Origin of the sequence: Lacinutrix venerupis (assembly GCF_003663945.1) — a bacterium.
In the GTDB taxonomy this organism is placed as follows: domain Bacteria; phylum Bacteroidota; class Bacteroidia; order Flavobacteriales; family Flavobacteriaceae; genus Lacinutrix; species Lacinutrix venerupis.
Genome location: NZ_RCCH01000006.1, coordinates 211561 through 227701, shown reverse-complemented (window position 1 = coordinate 227701; position 16141 = coordinate 211561). Strand labels below are relative to the sequence as shown.

Here is a 16141-nt window from a genome sequence, read left to right as displayed (position 1 = left end):
TTGGATTAAGCCTTTATAAAGCAATCCTATTTTTATCAAAAAAACTACAACAAACTTATTATCGTTGACTTTAAACACATTAACGTTGCTTTTGTAAGTTACTTCTAACAATTAATTGCTATTTTTATACAGCTATTAATTATTAAAGTTTAAAATGAAAAAAGTACTACCAACACTCTTTTTCATGGTATCCTTGATATGTTTTTCTCAAAACAAGACCATTGATTCTCTTGAAAACGTTATTAAAAACTACAAAACCGAAGACACTACTTATATAGATTTAAGGACAAAACTTGTGGCTAGAAAGATGTTTTTAACTCCAACAGATTCTACTTGGATGGATTACAATCTTAAAACTTTAGAAATCTCAAAAAAACTCGATTATAGTAAAGGAATGGTACTTGCTCTTAATAGTATTGGTATTATTGAGCATTATTTTAAATCTAATCCATTAAAAGCTTTAGATCATTATCAAGATGCTTATACCATTATAGAAAAACATCCAGAACTCGATAAATATTCGGTGGGAGTACTTACAAACATTGGACTTATTCATTACGAACAACAAGATTATAAAAAAGCATTAACTAGCTATAAAGCATTATTAAAATATCCTATACACAGAACCAATACCTATTTTAATATTGGCAATATTTATGGTCATCAAAAAAAAATCGACTCCTCAATTTTTTACTATAAAAAAGCTATTGCAGTTGCAGATACAGTAAAGCAAATTCTACACATAGCTAATATTAAAAGTAATTTGGGTTTAGTACAAACCAATGGCGGATATATGGTAGACGGTTTAAATAACACAAACCAAAGTTTAGAACTTGTTGAAAACCACAAACTAGAAGTTTTACGAGTATCGGCATATGTAAATGCTGCTGAAGTTTATTTAAAAAATAATATAATTGAAAAAGCCGAATATTATGCCACACATGCTTTAGAACTAAATAAAGCATTAAATAATATGGCCACAAAAAATAGTGCTTTAGCAACGTTAGCAAACGTTTATGAAAGTAAAGGCGATTACAAAAAAGCACTCACTGCCTTTAAAGAACATATTGTTTTAAGAGATAGTGTTATTAATGCAGATAGAAAACTTGAAATTTCAAGAAAAGAAATTCAATACGAAGCAGATAAAGACAGAGCTATTTCCCAAGTAGAAATTGAAAGGCAAAAATCAATTAAAAACACATCTATTATAGGAGGTAGTGCTCTAATTTTTGCATCCTTAATTGGATTTATATTATACCGAAGAAAACAAGAAGCTGTAACAAAAACCAAAGAAGCCGAGTTTAATGCTAAAGTATCTGATACAGAACTTAAAGCTTTACGCTCGCAAATGAATCCTCATTTTATATTTAATTCCTTAAATTCTATTGGTGATTATATTTTAAAAAATGATACAAAATCTGCTAGCGATTACTTAGGTAAGTTTGCAAAATTAATGAGGTTAACCTTAGAAAACTCTGAAAAAAGTGAAATTTTATTATCCGAAGATATTGCACTTTTAAAAATGTATTTGGATATAGAACGCAAAAGATTTGAACAAAAATTTGATTATACTATTGAAGTTGAAAAAAGCCTAGACCCAGAGAATATAATGATTCCTCCTATGATTTTACAACCGTTTATAGAAAACAGTATTATTCATGGCTTATCTCAAACTAACAAAAAAGGCAGTATTATTATTACTTTTAAAAAGCAGAATAAAATGATTCTTTGTAGTGTAGATGATAATGGTGTAGGGCGAGAAAAAACAAATAGCATAACTTATTTAGAAAACAAAAAATCTATGGGAATGGCTATTACAAAAAGTAGAATTGATATTATTAATAAAGTAAAAAAAACCAAAGGCGATATTAAAATTATTGACAAATCTCAAGGCACTAGAATTGAAGTATTGCTGCCAATACAACTTGTATATTAAATGATTAAAACAATACTTATAGACGACGAGCAACATTGTATTACTCGCTTACAAGATTTAATTTCAAGACACCCAAATACTTTTAACGTTATTGCTATTTGCAATACTGTTGAAGAAGCTTTAAATGTCGTACCAAAATTGCAACCAGATTTAGTTTTTTTAGATATTAAAATTCATGACAGAACAGGTTTTGATTTTTTAAGAAATTTGCAGGCAGTAAATTTTAAAGTAATATTTACAACCGCTTTTGATAAGTACGCTATAAAAGCTTTTAAATTTAGTGCGTTTGATTATTTATTAAAACCAATTGATGTTGACGACTTTAACGATTCGGTAAATAGGTTAAAAAACAAAAAAAATAATGAAACAATTGAAAGTCAAATAAAGCACCTGTTTAATAATTTAAAACCTAATAAAAATAAAATAATTACAATTCCATCATTAACTGGCTTTGAAACGCTTAAAACAGAAGATATTGTACACTTAGAAGCAGATACAAGTATTACTCATATTTACACTAAAAATAAAAAAACAGTAGTTTCAAAACCTATTAAATTTTATGAAGATTTATTAGATGAAACGTCGTTTTTTAAAACACATAAATCCTATTTAATAAACATTAATCATGTTAAAAAATATTACAAAGGAAAACACAGTTATGTTGTAATGTCTAACAATGCACAAGTTCCTATTTCTGTTAGAAAAAAAGAAGAGTTTTTAAAACGGTTTGATTAGCTTTCTCTAACCCAATATTGAGTGGCATATAAAAAAGAAATATAACCACGAACCTGTAATACATTTGGATCTTCTGTTAATGCTAATCTACACTTATATTCTTTACCATTTTCTGGATCGAAAATAGTACCGTTTTTGTAGTATTTACCACTTTTAGTCATATTTTTGATAAGCTCAAAACCTAGAATAGGCTTATCTTTATCTTCGCCTGTACATTTTGTGCATATTGCATTTTTATCTTCAGGATTTAGTATTTCAATAATTTTCCCAAATACTTTTCCTTCTTTCTCATAAATCTCTACAATGCATTTAGACTCTCCATCTTTAGCATTAACTGTTTTCCATTTTCCCAAAACACCTTGAGAAAATCCGGAAAAGGAAAATAAAAAAAACACTAATAATATTCTACTCATAACTATGTTGTTTTTTTAAATTCATTATAGACATATTTAATTCAAAACCCAACAATAAAATATTAGCATTAAGCCAGAGATAAAACAATAATATTAACAATGCGCCAATGGAACCATAAAGCTCGTTGTATCGAGAAAAGTTTTCAATATAAACACCAAACAAATACGAAGTTAGCATAATTAATATTGTAGTAAAAAATGCTCCTACAGAGAAAAATTTAGCTTTTCTACCTTCTCGTGTTCCTAAATAATATAACGTTGCTGTAGCTAAAAAAGTAACAATTACAAAAAAAGCATATTGTGCTATACTTGCCCAAAACTCAGTTTTACGTCTAGATTCATAACCGTATTCTCTAAAAAAAGCTAATGTATTATCTACTACATATATTTGAAAATATCCTAATACAGCAACTGTTAAAATTAAAAGTAAAGACAAAATTAATGCTACACCCATAGCAAAAAAGTATTGCTTAAATGGATTTCTTGTTAATTGCTCGTGATAAGAGTTTTCGAAACCTGAAAACAATGCATTTACGCCATTTGCCATTAAAAAAACAGCAACAATTAAAACCGTAGATAATAAGCCTGTATTATTATTACTGCCTTTTAAGGTTTCAAAAATATTTTCGTGAAAAAAGTCTGTTGTTGTTGGTGGTAATACAGATTCTAAAAATGCTAAAAAATCGGTTTCAAAACCATCCATTGGTATACTTGGAATAATAATTATTATAAAAAGCAAAAATGGAAATAGTGCTGTAAAAAAACTATACGCTATTGCACTTGCACGAGCTGTTAACGCTCCTTTAGCAATACCAATTACGTATAATTCTAACAAATCGTAAAGCGATAAACCTTCGAAACCAGGTAACTTTATTTTGCTTAAAAATTTTATTATAATATTAAGCACTGGAATTTTAAGCAGCTTTTCTTTTATATTCTGCTCTTTAAGTTGCTCGTCTACAACTATTTCTTCAATAAGTTCATCGACTCTTGTTTCTGGCATTTATATTTTATTTTAATCTACAGCCTTTAAACTTAAATCTAAATTATAAACCGAATGCGTTAATGCACCAGACGAAATATAATCTACACCACAAAGCGCATAATCTCTAATTGTTTTTTCGTTTATTCCACCAGAACTTTCAGTTAAGCATTTGTCTCCAATTAACTTTACAGCTTTTCTAGTATCCTCGTAGTTAAAGTTATCTATTAAAATTCTGTATACACCATCACTTTTAAGAATTTCTTCAATTTCATTTAAATTTCTTGCTTCTACAATTATTTTTAAATCGCGATTGGTATCTTTTAAATACTGTTGTGTTTTTTCTATAGCTTTTGTAATACCGCCCGCAAAATCAATGTGATTATCTTTAAGCATAATCATATCATACAATGCAAACCTGTGGTTCTCTCCTCCTCCAATTTTAACAGCCCATTTTTCTAGAGCACGAATGCCTGGAGTGGTTTTACGAGTGTCTAAAATTTTAGTTCCAGTGCCATCAAGTAAGTCTACAAACATTTTAGTTTTAGTAGCAATAGCACTCATACGCTGCATGGCATTAAGCACTAATCTTTCGGCTTTTAAAATAGATTGTGATGCTCCTGTAACATAAAATACAATATCTCCGTATTTTACTTTACTACCATCTTCTATCAAGGTTTCTACTTTCATTTCTGGATCTACATAAGCAAACACTTGTTTTGCAAATTCTACTCCAGCAATAATTCCATCGTCTTTTACCAATAGCTTAGCTTTACCTTGAGCAGATGCTGGAATACAGGATAACGAACTGTGGTCTCCATCTCCAACGTCTTCACGAATGGCATTAGCGATTATTAATTCTATTTCTTTATTAAATTGTTCTTGAGAAATCATTTGTAAAAATTGTTTTAGCTAAAATAATGATTGCAAATCAAAAAAATGAAAATATTAAATCTCAAATTACAAAAAGTTTTACCTTTGGCGTATGACTATTAAACTCCTTGCCATTGGCAAAACAGATAATAAGCAACTTCAAGCTCTAATAGACGAATACCAAAAGCGTTTAGGCTTTTATATTAAATTTAAATTGGAAATTATTCCAGATATAAAAAATTCTAAAAACTTAAGCGAAGCACAGCAAAAACAAAAAGAAGGCGAACTTATTCTAGGAAAATTAGCTAATACCGATGTATTAATTTTGTTAGACGAAAACGGCAAACAACACGACAGTGTTGGCTTTTCTAACTATCTACAAAAACACATGAATTCTGGTATAAAACAACTTGTTTTTGTAATAGGTGGCCCTTATGGGTTTAGCGAAGCTATTTACAATCAGGCAAAAGGAAAAATTTCACTGTCTAAAATGACGTTTTCTCATCAAATGGTACGATTATTTGTAATTGAACAATTGTATCGTGGATTTACTATTTTAAGAAACGAACCTTATCACCACAGGTAAATAGACTATTCTTCAGCACAAGATTTTTTAGGCAAAATAATTTGTTTTTTGTACTTATATATGGATAAAAGTCTATAATCCATTTCTACTATTTTATTGTTTTTATCTTGAAAATAAATTCTTCTAAATATACCTTTAGGTAAATACTCCGAAGATTTCCATTTTTCATATTCATCTGTTATAAAGAAAAAAGGTAAAATATATTCTGTATCAGGTTGAATAATAAAATGATGAGATAACATTTTATTCTTGCGTTTTTTATTATACCTATTAAAAGAATAATACTTAAGTGTATCATTATGTATAATTGTATCTTTTTCTATTTTAAAACTATACTTCTTAAAATAATTTGCCGGTTAAAAACTATAATTACAATCGAGCGTAATTGTCTCTGCTTTAAAAAACAAGTCGTTTTCTATAGTAGAATTCATATTTGCTATATTGTGATGAATAAACTTCATATAACCATTATCCCTAATTTTAGAGAAAGTTAAATTATAGGAGTTATCTTTTGAATTTACAAAAACATAAGCCTTAGATAAGCCTAATGAATCTTCGGTTGCATTTTCGTATTCTAAAACATAATCAAAATTATATATTCTTTCATTTTTAGTTTCTTGACCAAAACTTAGAAAATAAAAAACTAGCATTAATAAGGTTAGTGAGTTTTTTCATTAAAATTATAATATATATGTCGTTAATAATTATAAACCATTTAAATAAAAGCAAGTATAAAATTAACTTATTCGCAATCAACAGTTAGTTTAAGCACTTTTTTAAACTTAACCGTATTAACAAGTTTTAATTTAAAGTTTTTTAAGTTTCTATTAGTTACTTTTATTTTTCTAAATACTAATAAACCTTCAAAATCTAACTTACTTTTATTCCATTGTTCTAACTCAAAATAGTTATTAAAATTTATTTTTTTAAATTCTGGATTATTTTCTATTACTACAAAATCATCAACATCTATTTTTCCTCTTTTTAACCTTCTTTTTCTAATAGGAGCAAATTTAACTGCTGCTTTTCCATTAATTACAGTATCTTTTAACTTATGGTAATTAAGCTTATAACTATCGTCTAATTCTACAATTTCATTTGCATAACCATTTCTAGAAATGTTTTTATAACCACATTTAAAATCTAATGTATCGGGCTTAACAAAATCTGTTTTTAATATCTCGGCATTAGAAAAATAATTATATAAATCCTTAAAATATAAATTAAACGAATCCTTACCTTTATTATAAAAAGTTAAATTATAAGTATTGTCATTAGAGTTTATTAATTTAAAAAATTTACATTTTTTATCAAAACATTCTCCTCCTGTACTAGAATACTCTAAAAGATAATTAAACTCGTAAATTTTTTCTTTTTTAGTGTTTTGAGAAAAACTTAATACAGAAAAAAGGAACACTAAAACACATACTAATTGCCTCATTAAAATTACTTTTGTCATTTAAGCTAAAATAAGTTAATTATATCACACTATGCAATTAGTATTCGCAACAAACAATCTTAATAAGTTAAAAGAAGTACAATCTTTAATCCCAAAGCATATAAAACTATTAAGCTTAAAAGATATTGGCTGTTTTGAAGATGTTCCAGAAACACAAAATACTATTAAAGGTAATGCTATACAAAAAGCCGAATACATTAAAACACATTATGGCTACGACTGTTTCGCAGATGATACGGGTTTGGAAGTTGAAAGTTTAAATAACGAACCTGGTGTTTTTAGCGCACGTTATGCAGGACCACAACGTAATGCTAAAGATAATATGGATTTATTACTTAAAAATTTAGCAAAAAAAACAAACCGAAACGCCCAATTTAAAACTGTAATCGCATTACATTTAAACAACAAACTAGAAACCTTTACAGGTATTTGCAAAGGCGAAATTACGCAAATAAAAAAAGGAGAAAAAGGTTTTGGATACGATCCTATTTTTATGCCAAATGGCTATACTGAAACTTTTGCCGAAATAGATTTAAACTTGAAAAATAAAATTGGGCATCGTGGTAATGCTGTTTTAAAATTAGTAGCGTTTTTAAATAGTTTGTAAGTATTAACTTTTTATAAAAATATTAAACAAAAAAACGCACACAAACATTTAAGACCATTTTAAAAAACCATTAATTTTTAAAGAAACAACCTGTAATCTCTATAAAATTGTTACTTTTAAAACAATAATACAATTGTGTATAATTATGAAACAAACTTTAAAAATTACAATTTTATCTCTAATATTAATTTCAAATATTGGGTTTTCACAAAATAATTTAACTGAATTAAAATTCGACACAAAATTTTATAACGCAATTGATAAATGGGTTGCCTTTCCTAAAAAAGATACAGATTCCACTTATGCCTATGGCTTTATTTATATAGACAATCAAGCAGGTTTTACATTTAATTACGAAACCAATTTCCAAATAAAAGAGCAGGAATTAATTAATATAAAATCAGATTCTAATATAGGATTTATAAAATATCGACTTGAACCTAACACAAGTCCTGTTTCTGTTTTAACCGAAAAACAAATTTCTGCATTAAAATTACCTAAAGAACCAGAATGGTTATCTCTTTATAAAGAAGGCTCCAATAAAGTATCTTATTTAAAACAAGAAGGCTATCACTATAACCACGTTGGCGCTTGCGAATTAGCACTAAAACCATTGTTAAAGGCTTATAAAATTGAACCTCATTTTGAAGGACTTGAATTTGAATTGGCTTATGCTTATAATCATTTAGGAAAGTTTGAAGAAGCGATTCCTATATTAGAAAAAGCAATTAAAAATAATTCAAAGAATTTTTATTTCTACAGAGAATTGGGATATTCATATTTAGGATTAAATAAAATTGTAGAAGCTGAGAAAACATACCGTAAAGGAATTAAAATGTCTGATAATAATTTTGAGAAAAGTGAAATGTCTGTAAATATGTCTCAAGCTTATTTTAAATTAAAAAATAAGAAAAAATTTGACGAATGGGCCAAATTAACTAGAAGCTATGCTAAAGAAAACTCAAAATATGCTCAATATATAGACTATTTTGAACAGAATTGGGATAAATAATAACTACAAATATTGCTTGCATAAAAAATATAGGTTTTGAGCTTAATTATAGTTTTTAAATTAATAAAACCTCTATAATTAATTAAAGAGGTTTTATTGATAGCTTATAAATTTTTTAAGCATTTATACTTTTAAAGTCAATATCATTTAAATCCCATTCTTCAAGAGTTGATAAATTACTAAAACTCATAACATGTTTTAAAGGTTTAGCTATTGTATCTACCCATGATTTATCTAACACTTTAGCCTCTGGCAAATCCAACGTTTTGTTATTATTTACATCTTTTATAAGATTAGAAACATATTCATGTAAACTTTTCCAATAATTTTCAAGTGTAGTAACTATTGTTTTTGAAAACTCATGACTTTCACTAATAGATGCCATTTGCGCTACAGCATTATTTAGAACTTGTAGATCACGCTCTACTCCACTAAGCTTTTGGGTTAATTTTTGAATTTCGTTAATTAATTTTATAGACTCAACATCTAAAGCTATTATTTTAACTCCTGCTTCGGCAGCATTCATTGCCAAAATAGCTCCAGTTTTAATGGCGTCTGTATACTTTTCTGAGCCAACGCTAACCGCAATAGCTACACCATTTTTTACCACATCCTTGGCCTCTTCTAAAGCTAATTTTGAAATCGCTTTGTTATTTGCTTTAAGTTTTTCTTGAAGTTGTTCTCTTTTAGTTTCTAACTCATCTGTATAATTTGTTAAATTACTTAAAGAGTTTTTTGCCTCTTCGTATGTGTTTTTTAAAATTACTCTATAATTAGAAAGGTCTCCTTCATAAACAACCAAAGCACTTAAAGCTTTTTTTGCATTTAAATGTTTAGCCATTAATAAATCTTTCAATCTATTTAAAGTTGCAAGTAATAATTTGGCGTTTTTTGATTTATTATGATGGCAGATATAATCATAATAGCTATGAAATTCTACATTAGCAAAATGTTGTAAATCTATAAAAATTGATGTGATATTATTTTCTGTAATACCAAACCACTCACCAGACAAACTTTGGATGTGTGGATATTCTATATCAATTTTTCTTTGTAGCATTTTAATTTCTCCTACTATCTGTATATCATCAACTTTATCAATATACAATTTTGGAATGGGCATTTGCTCTACATAATCTGAAAAATTTCTTGTAAATTGAATTGTTGCCATAGAAGGAATTAATTCAATAATGTCGTCCTGAGGTAAAAAATCTATTCCTTTCATTATGCTACAGAGTTAAGTATTGGTGTTGATGATGCTTGACTTTCGGCGTTCATTTCTTTCATTAATTTAATATAAAAAGGAGAATCTGGATCTTCTAAAATTTTTGCCCATTTACCATCACTAGCCATAGCAGACCATTTTGGATCTTCTAATGTTTCATTATCAAAAACTGGTCCCATTAAAGTGTGTACACAATCTGTAAGATCTTTAAAATCACCACTTATTAATTCGTAATCTAAATCTAAACTATCTAAATCACCAAGATCTGCTATAAAACTTTCCATATCTGTTAAACTAGCATCTATATAGGTTCTAATTGCGCCAATACCTTGAGACAAACTTTCTAATCCTGCCACCATAGATTTAATTTGTGTAGCATAATGCTTCGTTGCATAATAAGGTTGAAGAATACTTTCTTCAGCTTCAGAAATAAAAACATTGGTTTGATCTGTAGCAACTTTTGTTATTTTATCTGCTTTATCTACTGCTAATTCAGCCTCACCAACAGCAGTTCCAGCAGCGGCGGCCCAACCTATTGGATTCCAAAAATTAGTTATAGCAATTAAACCTCCAACAATTCCAATACCAACTTGACCTACTGTTTCCCAAGCTATTTCTTGTTGTAGCGTGCTAATATTATTATTTAAAGAATTAATTTGTTTATCTAATTTACTTTTAGCCTCTGCTTCTGTTAAATTGGTTAAATCTAATTTACTACCATCGCCATCGGGAATTGCTGCTTGCATGTTAGTAAAATCTGTATTTAAATTACTAATATCCTTGTTTAGTTCTTTATGGATAACATCAAAAGCATCTGCTGGAATACTACTTTCTAAATCTGCAAGTGATTTATCTATTAAATTTAAATACTTAGTTATTTTTGTTTTTGTTTCTGGACTTAAAGGATTTGGATTATTTTTTACAGCGGTATAAATAGCTTTTACCGAAACTTCTCCAGTACGAGAAAAATGCCAAATTTTACCAAGTATAGTATTTGTGTTTTCTACTTGAGCAAGTTCTTTTTGTGCATCATTTTGAATTTTATTGAAATGTGTTTTTAAACTTATGTTAATTGCATTTAAATCATCAATCACTTTTTGTTCTACTTTTCCTTTTGCATAATTTGTATTAATTGATGGTATTCCACATTGTTGGACATAGTTAATAAAATGTTGTATGATTTTTTGAAATGAAACTGTGTTAAAAGTACCTTTTACAAATTCTTTTCCTGGTAATAGAGCTTTAAACCCTTTTTTTGTTGAAGTTTCCATAATTATTTTTTGGTTTTGATTAATATTAATTACAAATTATTTGGCGTTTTTTATAGCTGTCCAATCAGATTCTACCAATTCTATATATAGACTTTCTATATCATTATCATGTGTATTTAATAGTTCTTTAATGTCTGTGTCTAACGCATGTAATAAAGTTGAAAAAACAACCCAATATCGACTTTGACTATCCATCTCTGCGTCAAATGACGTTAGAGTTCCAATCATACTAGAAGCTGCTCCAATAGCAATTGAGTTTGCATTAAATTGCAATTGTATTTGCGCTAAATCTCTCTCATCTTTTTCTAATTTATCTTGTAACTGGAAAGTAATGGCATCCCAAATTGTTTCAACAACGCCAGATACTGTATGTGTTCTCGCTTTTATTTTCTGGAGTATTTCATTTCTATGCCTTTTTAATACTCCATCATTATCTTTAATCGCTAATTTTTCACTGGATAATTCTGATATTAATCCATTTAATTTTTGTTCATACAAATCTAAATCTGGAGTAATACCTTCGTTAATTATTTTTTGTACTAATTGCGATTGAGCAAGAGCAGTTTTTAAAGCTCCTTTTAACTCATTAACATCTACATTAGAGACTTTTAAAGCTTCACATATTTTAACCATATTTTCACCAAAAGTTTTAATTTCCTTCTCTGCTATATTTATACATGCAGCTAAATCCAACCCAATACTTTTTAATTTTGGCACAAGATTATCTCTAATATCTACAGCAAAATTAAAGGCCGTTCCCGAAAGCGAATTGATTTTAGCTTTCATCTCAATATTTTTATTAAAGGTTTGAATATTGGTAGACAACCTATTTATATTTTTAAAGCTTACTGTAAAGTCTTTAGGTGGTGCAAGTTTTGCAAAACTCATAATATTGTGGTTTTAATTAAAATAACAGACTACAACAAAACAAATGTAAATAACTTAAAACCAACACAATAGAGTGTAAATACGTGTTTTTTAGAAAGGTATAAATACGTGCGATAAGCGACTGTAAACGTATTATGTATTTATCTTTCTATAAAAAAAAGACGAAAACTATTTAGTTTTCGTCTTCTGGTTTAATAAATTCTGAATGATATTTTTCTAAAAATTGTTTCTGCCGTTTAATCATTTGTTGCCTTATTTTATCTATATCCATAAAATCTGAGCCAAAATCACTTTTAAAAAAATCATCATTAAAGTAATAATTGCTAAAAAGAGAATCTTTAGAGAAAACATCGTCGAAACCATTATTTTTAAAACCAGAGAAATTTTTAAAAAAGTTTGATTTAAAAGATTGTATTAAACTATCACGGTCTGATAATGATAGGTTATTATATGTATTGTTAGAAGACCAAGAATAAATACTGTCGTATCTAATTAAATTTCCGTTTTCGTCAAATTCTTTATCTACTTTCCAAGCGCCTTGCGGCTCGTTAACAGTCGTTTTGTCTTCCTCTTTTTTTTCTGTGTTTTTTATGTCATCATTTTGGCTATTACAACTAACACTTAAAAAGCCAATTATTAATAATAAAATATATTTTTTCATAGCTATAAACTTTAAAAGTTAGACATGTATAGAAGTATAGAGGATACCAGTAAATTGATATCCTCTATATATTCATTATTTAAACAAAAATGTAGTGATTAAATTATGAAATTTTAATGCTTCGTGGAGGCTTTTGTTTTGCCTCTTCTTTTTTGGGTAAAAGAATATTTAAAATACCTTCGTTATAACTTGCATTAATTTTTTCTTCATTTACAGTTTCAGGCAAAGTAAAAGTTCTTTTAAATGAAGAGTAACCAAATTCTCTTCGTGTGTAATTTTCTTCTTTATGTTCATTTTTTTCCTTTGTCTCTGTAGAAATTGATAAGGCTTGATTATCGATTTCAATATAGAAATCAGACTTTTTTAGACCTGGAACTGCCATTTCAACAATAAAAGCATCGGCAGTTTCTTTAATATTTACTTTGGGTAAAGTAATACTTGTATTAAAGTTTGAGGTAAATACCGATGGTAGGTCTCGATTAAATATGTCATCTAACCAATTTGACAAAGTCGGGAAGTTTTGATTTGAATTGCTGTTTGCTAAACTTCCGTTTTTAGGAACACTAACTAAATTGCTCATAATTACAAAATTTTAAATTAAACAATGTTTCAAATTTGAAATCCTTATTGATTTCGACTTATATAAAACAAAAAAAATACCAAAATCTATTAAACAAAAAATATCATTAAAATTATATTTAAAACACATATTTAGTTGTCAATTTTTCACAATAAACACGCATTTTAACTTAAATAAATGTCAAATTGACATTTTTAAAATATAGAAGGTAACAAACAATAAGTGAAAATTTAAAGTAATAATACTTATAACCATAACTTAAAACAAAGCTCATAGCTTATTTAAACTTCTCCTACCATTTGTAATAATTTAGTCATGCTTAAATGTTTATATTTTATTTATTAACTTAGTTTTAAATAATTTTAAAACAATAATTATCATACCATTACAACCACATAATTAATAACAACAAAAAGCTATTATCATGTACTCCAAAAATTCTAAAATTATAATGACGTTGGATTTGGATTAAGTCTATTACATTAATTGGCATTCTATAAAATAGAAAGAAACTAAAAATTTAAACTAGAGAACATTTAAACGTTTTAAAGAATTAACACAAAATACTTTATTATTAAAAATCGCTATTAAATGATAAAATTTACTCTCCGAAAATAAGTTTAGTAAATATTTAATTTATGCCATTGGCGAGATTGTACTTGTGGTTATTGGAATTTTAATTGCATTACAAATTAACAATTGGAATGAAAACCGAAAACAACAAGCTGAAATTACTGATATTTACACCCAAATTGAATTAGATTTAGATAACGATATCGACGAGTTTTCAAACACTATAAAATATTACGACTCTATAAAACCTGTTTACGATGCTGTCATTTCAGACACTAGAACTATAGATTTATTAGACGATGGATTATCTCGATTAATGGCTGGAGGTCCAATAACTAATATGAATAAAGGTGGTATTGAACGCTTAAAATCTGTCGCTTCTAAAGATAGCCTATCATTGCATTTAATTGAAATATATGATACTGGTACATTTCTTAAAACTTTAGAGGAAAAAATTTCTAATGAAACTTGGCTACTTGTAACTACATTTAGAGATAATTACAGTTGGTATCCAGAGTGGATAAGTAAAACAATAACAAAAGACAATAGTAGTAAAGAGCTACAAGATTATTTTGTAAATAGTCAAGAATATAGGCGTTATGTAATAAGTAATTACCAGAAAATATACAATGCTTATCTTCCAAATTTAGAATATGGTATTGTAGAATTGGAAAATATAAAGAAATCAATTAATCAACGCATAGATAAATAACCAAGTACAGCAACGCATATAAATAATTGCATCACTCTTGCCTAATTCTAAATACTTTAAAAATCACATCTGGTTTTTAAATGTTACAAAATTAGGTACTTAAATACAATAAGTATTTATGTAGAAAACAAGTAACTATCTATTAAAAATCAATTAACTTCGTATTTTAAACTATTGTTTGATATAAAACATTTAAACGTTTTCATATCAGTCGACACGTTGTATGTCATTAAAAAACGAAATACAAAGAATGAAAAATAAAACATACAAGAAAATATCTAATTGGTATCGTAAATTTCAAATTAGTAAATCACCTCAAATGAATTTAGTTTGGGGATTCTTTTTGTATACGCTAATTGGATTTCTTTTACTGTCTATTCCTTTATTCCACAAAACCGATATATACTTTTTAGATAATTTGTTTATTTCAACTTCAGCTATTTCAACTACTGGACTTGTAACTATAAGCGTTTTCGATTCCTATAATTTTTTTGGTCAATTTGTTATTATGGCGTTAATACAAATTGGCGGAATTGGATATATGACACTAACAACATACTATTTATTATTTACTACCAAAAAAATAACGCATTGGCATAGTAAATTAATAGGTACGGAATTTACTTTACCCAATACAATTCAGATAAAAGATTTCATCAAAAGCGTTATTGTTTTTACCCTAATAATGGAAACTATTGGAGCTATACTTTTCTACTTTGCCTTTACCAATTCAGGAATGGGCAGTTTAAAAGCAATTTGGTTTTCAATTTTTCATAGTATTTCATCGTTTTGCACAGCTGGATTTGGATTGTTTAATGATGGTTTCGAAAGCTATCAAGACAATACTTTTATAAACACAATTATTTCTGTATTAGCAATTTCTGGTTCTTTGGGTTTTATTGTAATTACAGATTTGTGGTATCGAATTAGAGGTAAATCAAAAGAAATATCGTTCACAACTAAAATCATTATCTATGGGGTTTTGTTTTTACTTTTTTTAGGTACTTTACTCATTTACACAACAGAGTCAACATCTATTCTTGGTTCAAGTAGTTCACTAATGACATCTTTCTTTCAAGCAATGTCAGCTATGACAACAGTTGGGTTTAACTCAATACCTATTGGTGAATTATCCTTGCCAATATTATTGCTTATAACCTTTCTTATGTACATTGGAGCTTCGCCTTCAGGAACAGCAGGTGGAATGAAAATAACAACATTGACGGCAATGCTATCGATATTGAAAAGCAGATTGTTTGGTCAGAAAAAAATCACATTTTTAAACAGACTCATTCCATTTGAGAGAATATATGTTGCGACATCTACTTTTATGCTTTACACAAGTTTAATTTTCTTGTTTTCATTTTTACTTTCTTACTTTGAAAACTTTTCTTTTGACAGTATATTATTTGAAGTAGCATCCGCTTTAGGAACTGTTGGATTAAGCACAGGAATTACAGGAGATTTATCTAATATTGGTAAAATATTGATAATTATTTTAATGTTTATTGGACGAGTTGGAGTTCTAACTTTTGGATTTGCTTTGTTGCAACAAAAAGAGAACGATTCTAAAAAAATAAGAACTGATGATTTGGCTGTATGAAAAAATTAATGATAAGAAAAAAAGC

General features: G+C 27.7%; 18 protein-coding genes. 7 read left to right on the top strand and 11 right to left on the bottom strand.

What is annotated here, in order from left to right; translation table 11 throughout:
• The first annotated feature begins 154 nt into the window (after nt 1–154).
• Together CLV86_RS10845 and CLV86_RS10840 are read left to right on the top strand one after the other, a co-directional pair.
• The gene (locus CLV86_RS10845) at nt 155–1936 is read left to right on the top strand and encodes a tetratricopeptide repeat-containing sensor histidine kinase (protein WP_121052313.1); all 1782 of its coding nucleotides are present in this window, start codon (nt 155–157) and stop codon (nt 1934–1936) included.
• On the top strand, nt 1937–2671 hold the full coding sequence (locus tag CLV86_RS10840; RefSeq protein ID WP_121052311.1) for a LytR/AlgR family response regulator transcription factor: 735 nt from the start codon (nt 1937–1939) through the stop codon (nt 2669–2671).
• Here CLV86_RS10840 and CLV86_RS10835 read toward each other — a convergent pair.
• The 3 genes from CLV86_RS10835 to nadC are packed head-to-tail and all read right to left on the bottom strand — an operon-like array spanning nt 2668 to nt 4960.
• Nucleotides 2668–3084 carry a DUF2147 domain-containing protein gene (locus CLV86_RS10835; RefSeq protein WP_121052309.1) on the bottom strand — a complete coding sequence of 139 codons (417 nt, stop codon included), beginning with the start codon at nt 3082–3084 and terminating at the stop codon, nt 2668–2670. The genes CLV86_RS10840 and CLV86_RS10835 overlap by 4 nt on opposite strands.
• Nucleotides 3077–4087 (bottom strand): YihY/virulence factor BrkB family protein, encoded by a 1011-nt coding sequence (locus CLV86_RS10830; RefSeq protein ID WP_121052308.1) that lies wholly within the window; start codon nt 4085–4087, stop codon nt 3077–3079. The genes CLV86_RS10835 and CLV86_RS10830 overlap by 8 nt, the downstream gene beginning before the upstream one ends.
• Before the next feature lie 12 nt (nt 4088–4099).
• On the bottom strand, nt 4100–4960 hold the full coding sequence (nadC, locus tag CLV86_RS10825) for a carboxylating nicotinate-nucleotide diphosphorylase (protein WP_076732708.1): 861 nt from the start codon (nt 4958–4960) through the stop codon (nt 4100–4102).
• Between the two features lie 91 nt (nt 4961–5051).
• On the opposite strand from nadC, the gene rlmH reads away from it, so the two are divergent.
• Nucleotides 5052–5525: a 23S rRNA (pseudouridine(1915)-N(3))-methyltransferase RlmH gene (gene rlmH, locus CLV86_RS10820; protein WP_121052306.1), complete on the top strand. Its 474-nt coding sequence runs from the start codon at nt 5052–5054 to the stop codon at nt 5523–5525.
• Between the two features lie 5 nt (nt 5526–5530).
• Here the strand turns inward: rlmH and CLV86_RS10815 are convergent, their stop codons facing one another.
• The 3 genes from CLV86_RS10815 to CLV86_RS10805 form a co-directional block, all read right to left on the bottom strand.
• A complete protein-coding gene (locus tag CLV86_RS10815) occupies nt 5531–5767 on the bottom strand; it encodes a hypothetical protein (RefSeq protein WP_121052304.1) in 237 nt (78 codons plus the stop codon).
• A gap of 114 nt (nt 5768–5881) precedes the next feature.
• Nucleotides 5882–6175: a hypothetical protein gene (locus tag CLV86_RS10810; protein WP_121052302.1), complete on the bottom strand. Its 294-nt coding sequence runs from the start codon at nt 6173–6175 to the stop codon at nt 5882–5884.
• Between the two features lie 92 nt (nt 6176–6267).
• Nucleotides 6268–6984 carry a hypothetical protein gene (locus CLV86_RS10805; RefSeq protein WP_121052300.1) on the bottom strand — a complete coding sequence of 239 codons (717 nt, stop codon included), beginning with the start codon at nt 6982–6984 and terminating at the stop codon, nt 6268–6270.
• Nucleotides 6985–7015: 31 nt separating this feature from the next.
• Here CLV86_RS10805 and CLV86_RS10800 point away from each other — a divergent pair, with 31 nt between their 5' ends.
• Both CLV86_RS10800 and CLV86_RS10795 read left to right on the top strand, forming a co-directional pair.
• Entirely contained in the window at nt 7016–7591 is a 576-nt protein-coding gene (locus tag CLV86_RS10800) for a non-canonical purine NTP diphosphatase (RefSeq protein ID WP_121052298.1), read from the top strand.
• A gap of 145 nt (nt 7592–7736) precedes the next feature.
• Nucleotides 7737–8603: a tetratricopeptide repeat protein gene (locus CLV86_RS10795; protein WP_121052296.1), complete on the top strand. Its 867-nt coding sequence runs from the start codon at nt 7737–7739 to the stop codon at nt 8601–8603.
• A 115-nt stretch (nt 8604–8718) separates the two neighbouring features.
• Here CLV86_RS10795 and CLV86_RS10790 read toward each other — a convergent pair whose 3' ends face one another.
• From CLV86_RS10790 to CLV86_RS10770, 5 genes are all read right to left on the bottom strand, one after another.
• Nucleotides 8719–9828 (bottom strand): hypothetical protein, encoded by a 1110-nt coding sequence (locus CLV86_RS10790; protein WP_121052294.1) that lies wholly within the window; start codon nt 9826–9828, stop codon nt 8719–8721.
• Entirely contained in the window at nt 9828–11099 is a 1272-nt protein-coding gene (locus CLV86_RS10785; RefSeq protein ID WP_121052292.1) for a hypothetical protein, read from the bottom strand. Before CLV86_RS10785 ends, CLV86_RS10790 begins: the two co-directional genes overlap by 1 nt.
• Nucleotides 11100–11135: 36 nt before the next feature.
• Entirely contained in the window at nt 11136–11987 is an 852-nt protein-coding gene (locus tag CLV86_RS10780; protein WP_121052290.1) for a hypothetical protein, read from the bottom strand.
• 172 nt (nt 11988–12159) lie between these two features.
• Nucleotides 12160–12648, bottom strand: a complete 489-nt coding sequence (locus CLV86_RS10775) for a hypothetical protein (protein ID WP_121052287.1) — start codon at nt 12646–12648, stop codon at nt 12160–12162.
• Between the two features lie 103 nt (nt 12649–12751).
• Nucleotides 12752–13228, bottom strand: coding sequence for an Hsp20/alpha crystallin family protein (locus CLV86_RS10770; RefSeq protein ID WP_121052285.1), 477 nt, complete (start codon nt 13226–13228; stop codon nt 12752–12754).
• A 652-nt stretch (nt 13229–13880) separates the two neighbouring features.
• Here CLV86_RS10770 and CLV86_RS10765 point away from each other — a divergent pair.
• Both CLV86_RS10765 and CLV86_RS10760 read left to right on the top strand, forming a co-directional pair.
• Nucleotides 13881–14513 carry a DUF6090 family protein gene (locus CLV86_RS10765; protein ID WP_428841389.1) on the top strand — a complete coding sequence of 211 codons (633 nt, stop codon included), beginning with the start codon at nt 13881–13883 and terminating at the stop codon, nt 14511–14513.
• Between the two features lie 250 nt (nt 14514–14763).
• Nucleotides 14764–16116 carry a TrkH family potassium uptake protein gene (locus tag CLV86_RS10760; protein WP_121052396.1) on the top strand — a complete coding sequence of 451 codons (1353 nt, stop codon included), beginning with the start codon at nt 14764–14766 and terminating at the stop codon, nt 16114–16116.
• Nucleotides 16117–16141: the final 25 nt, after the last annotated feature.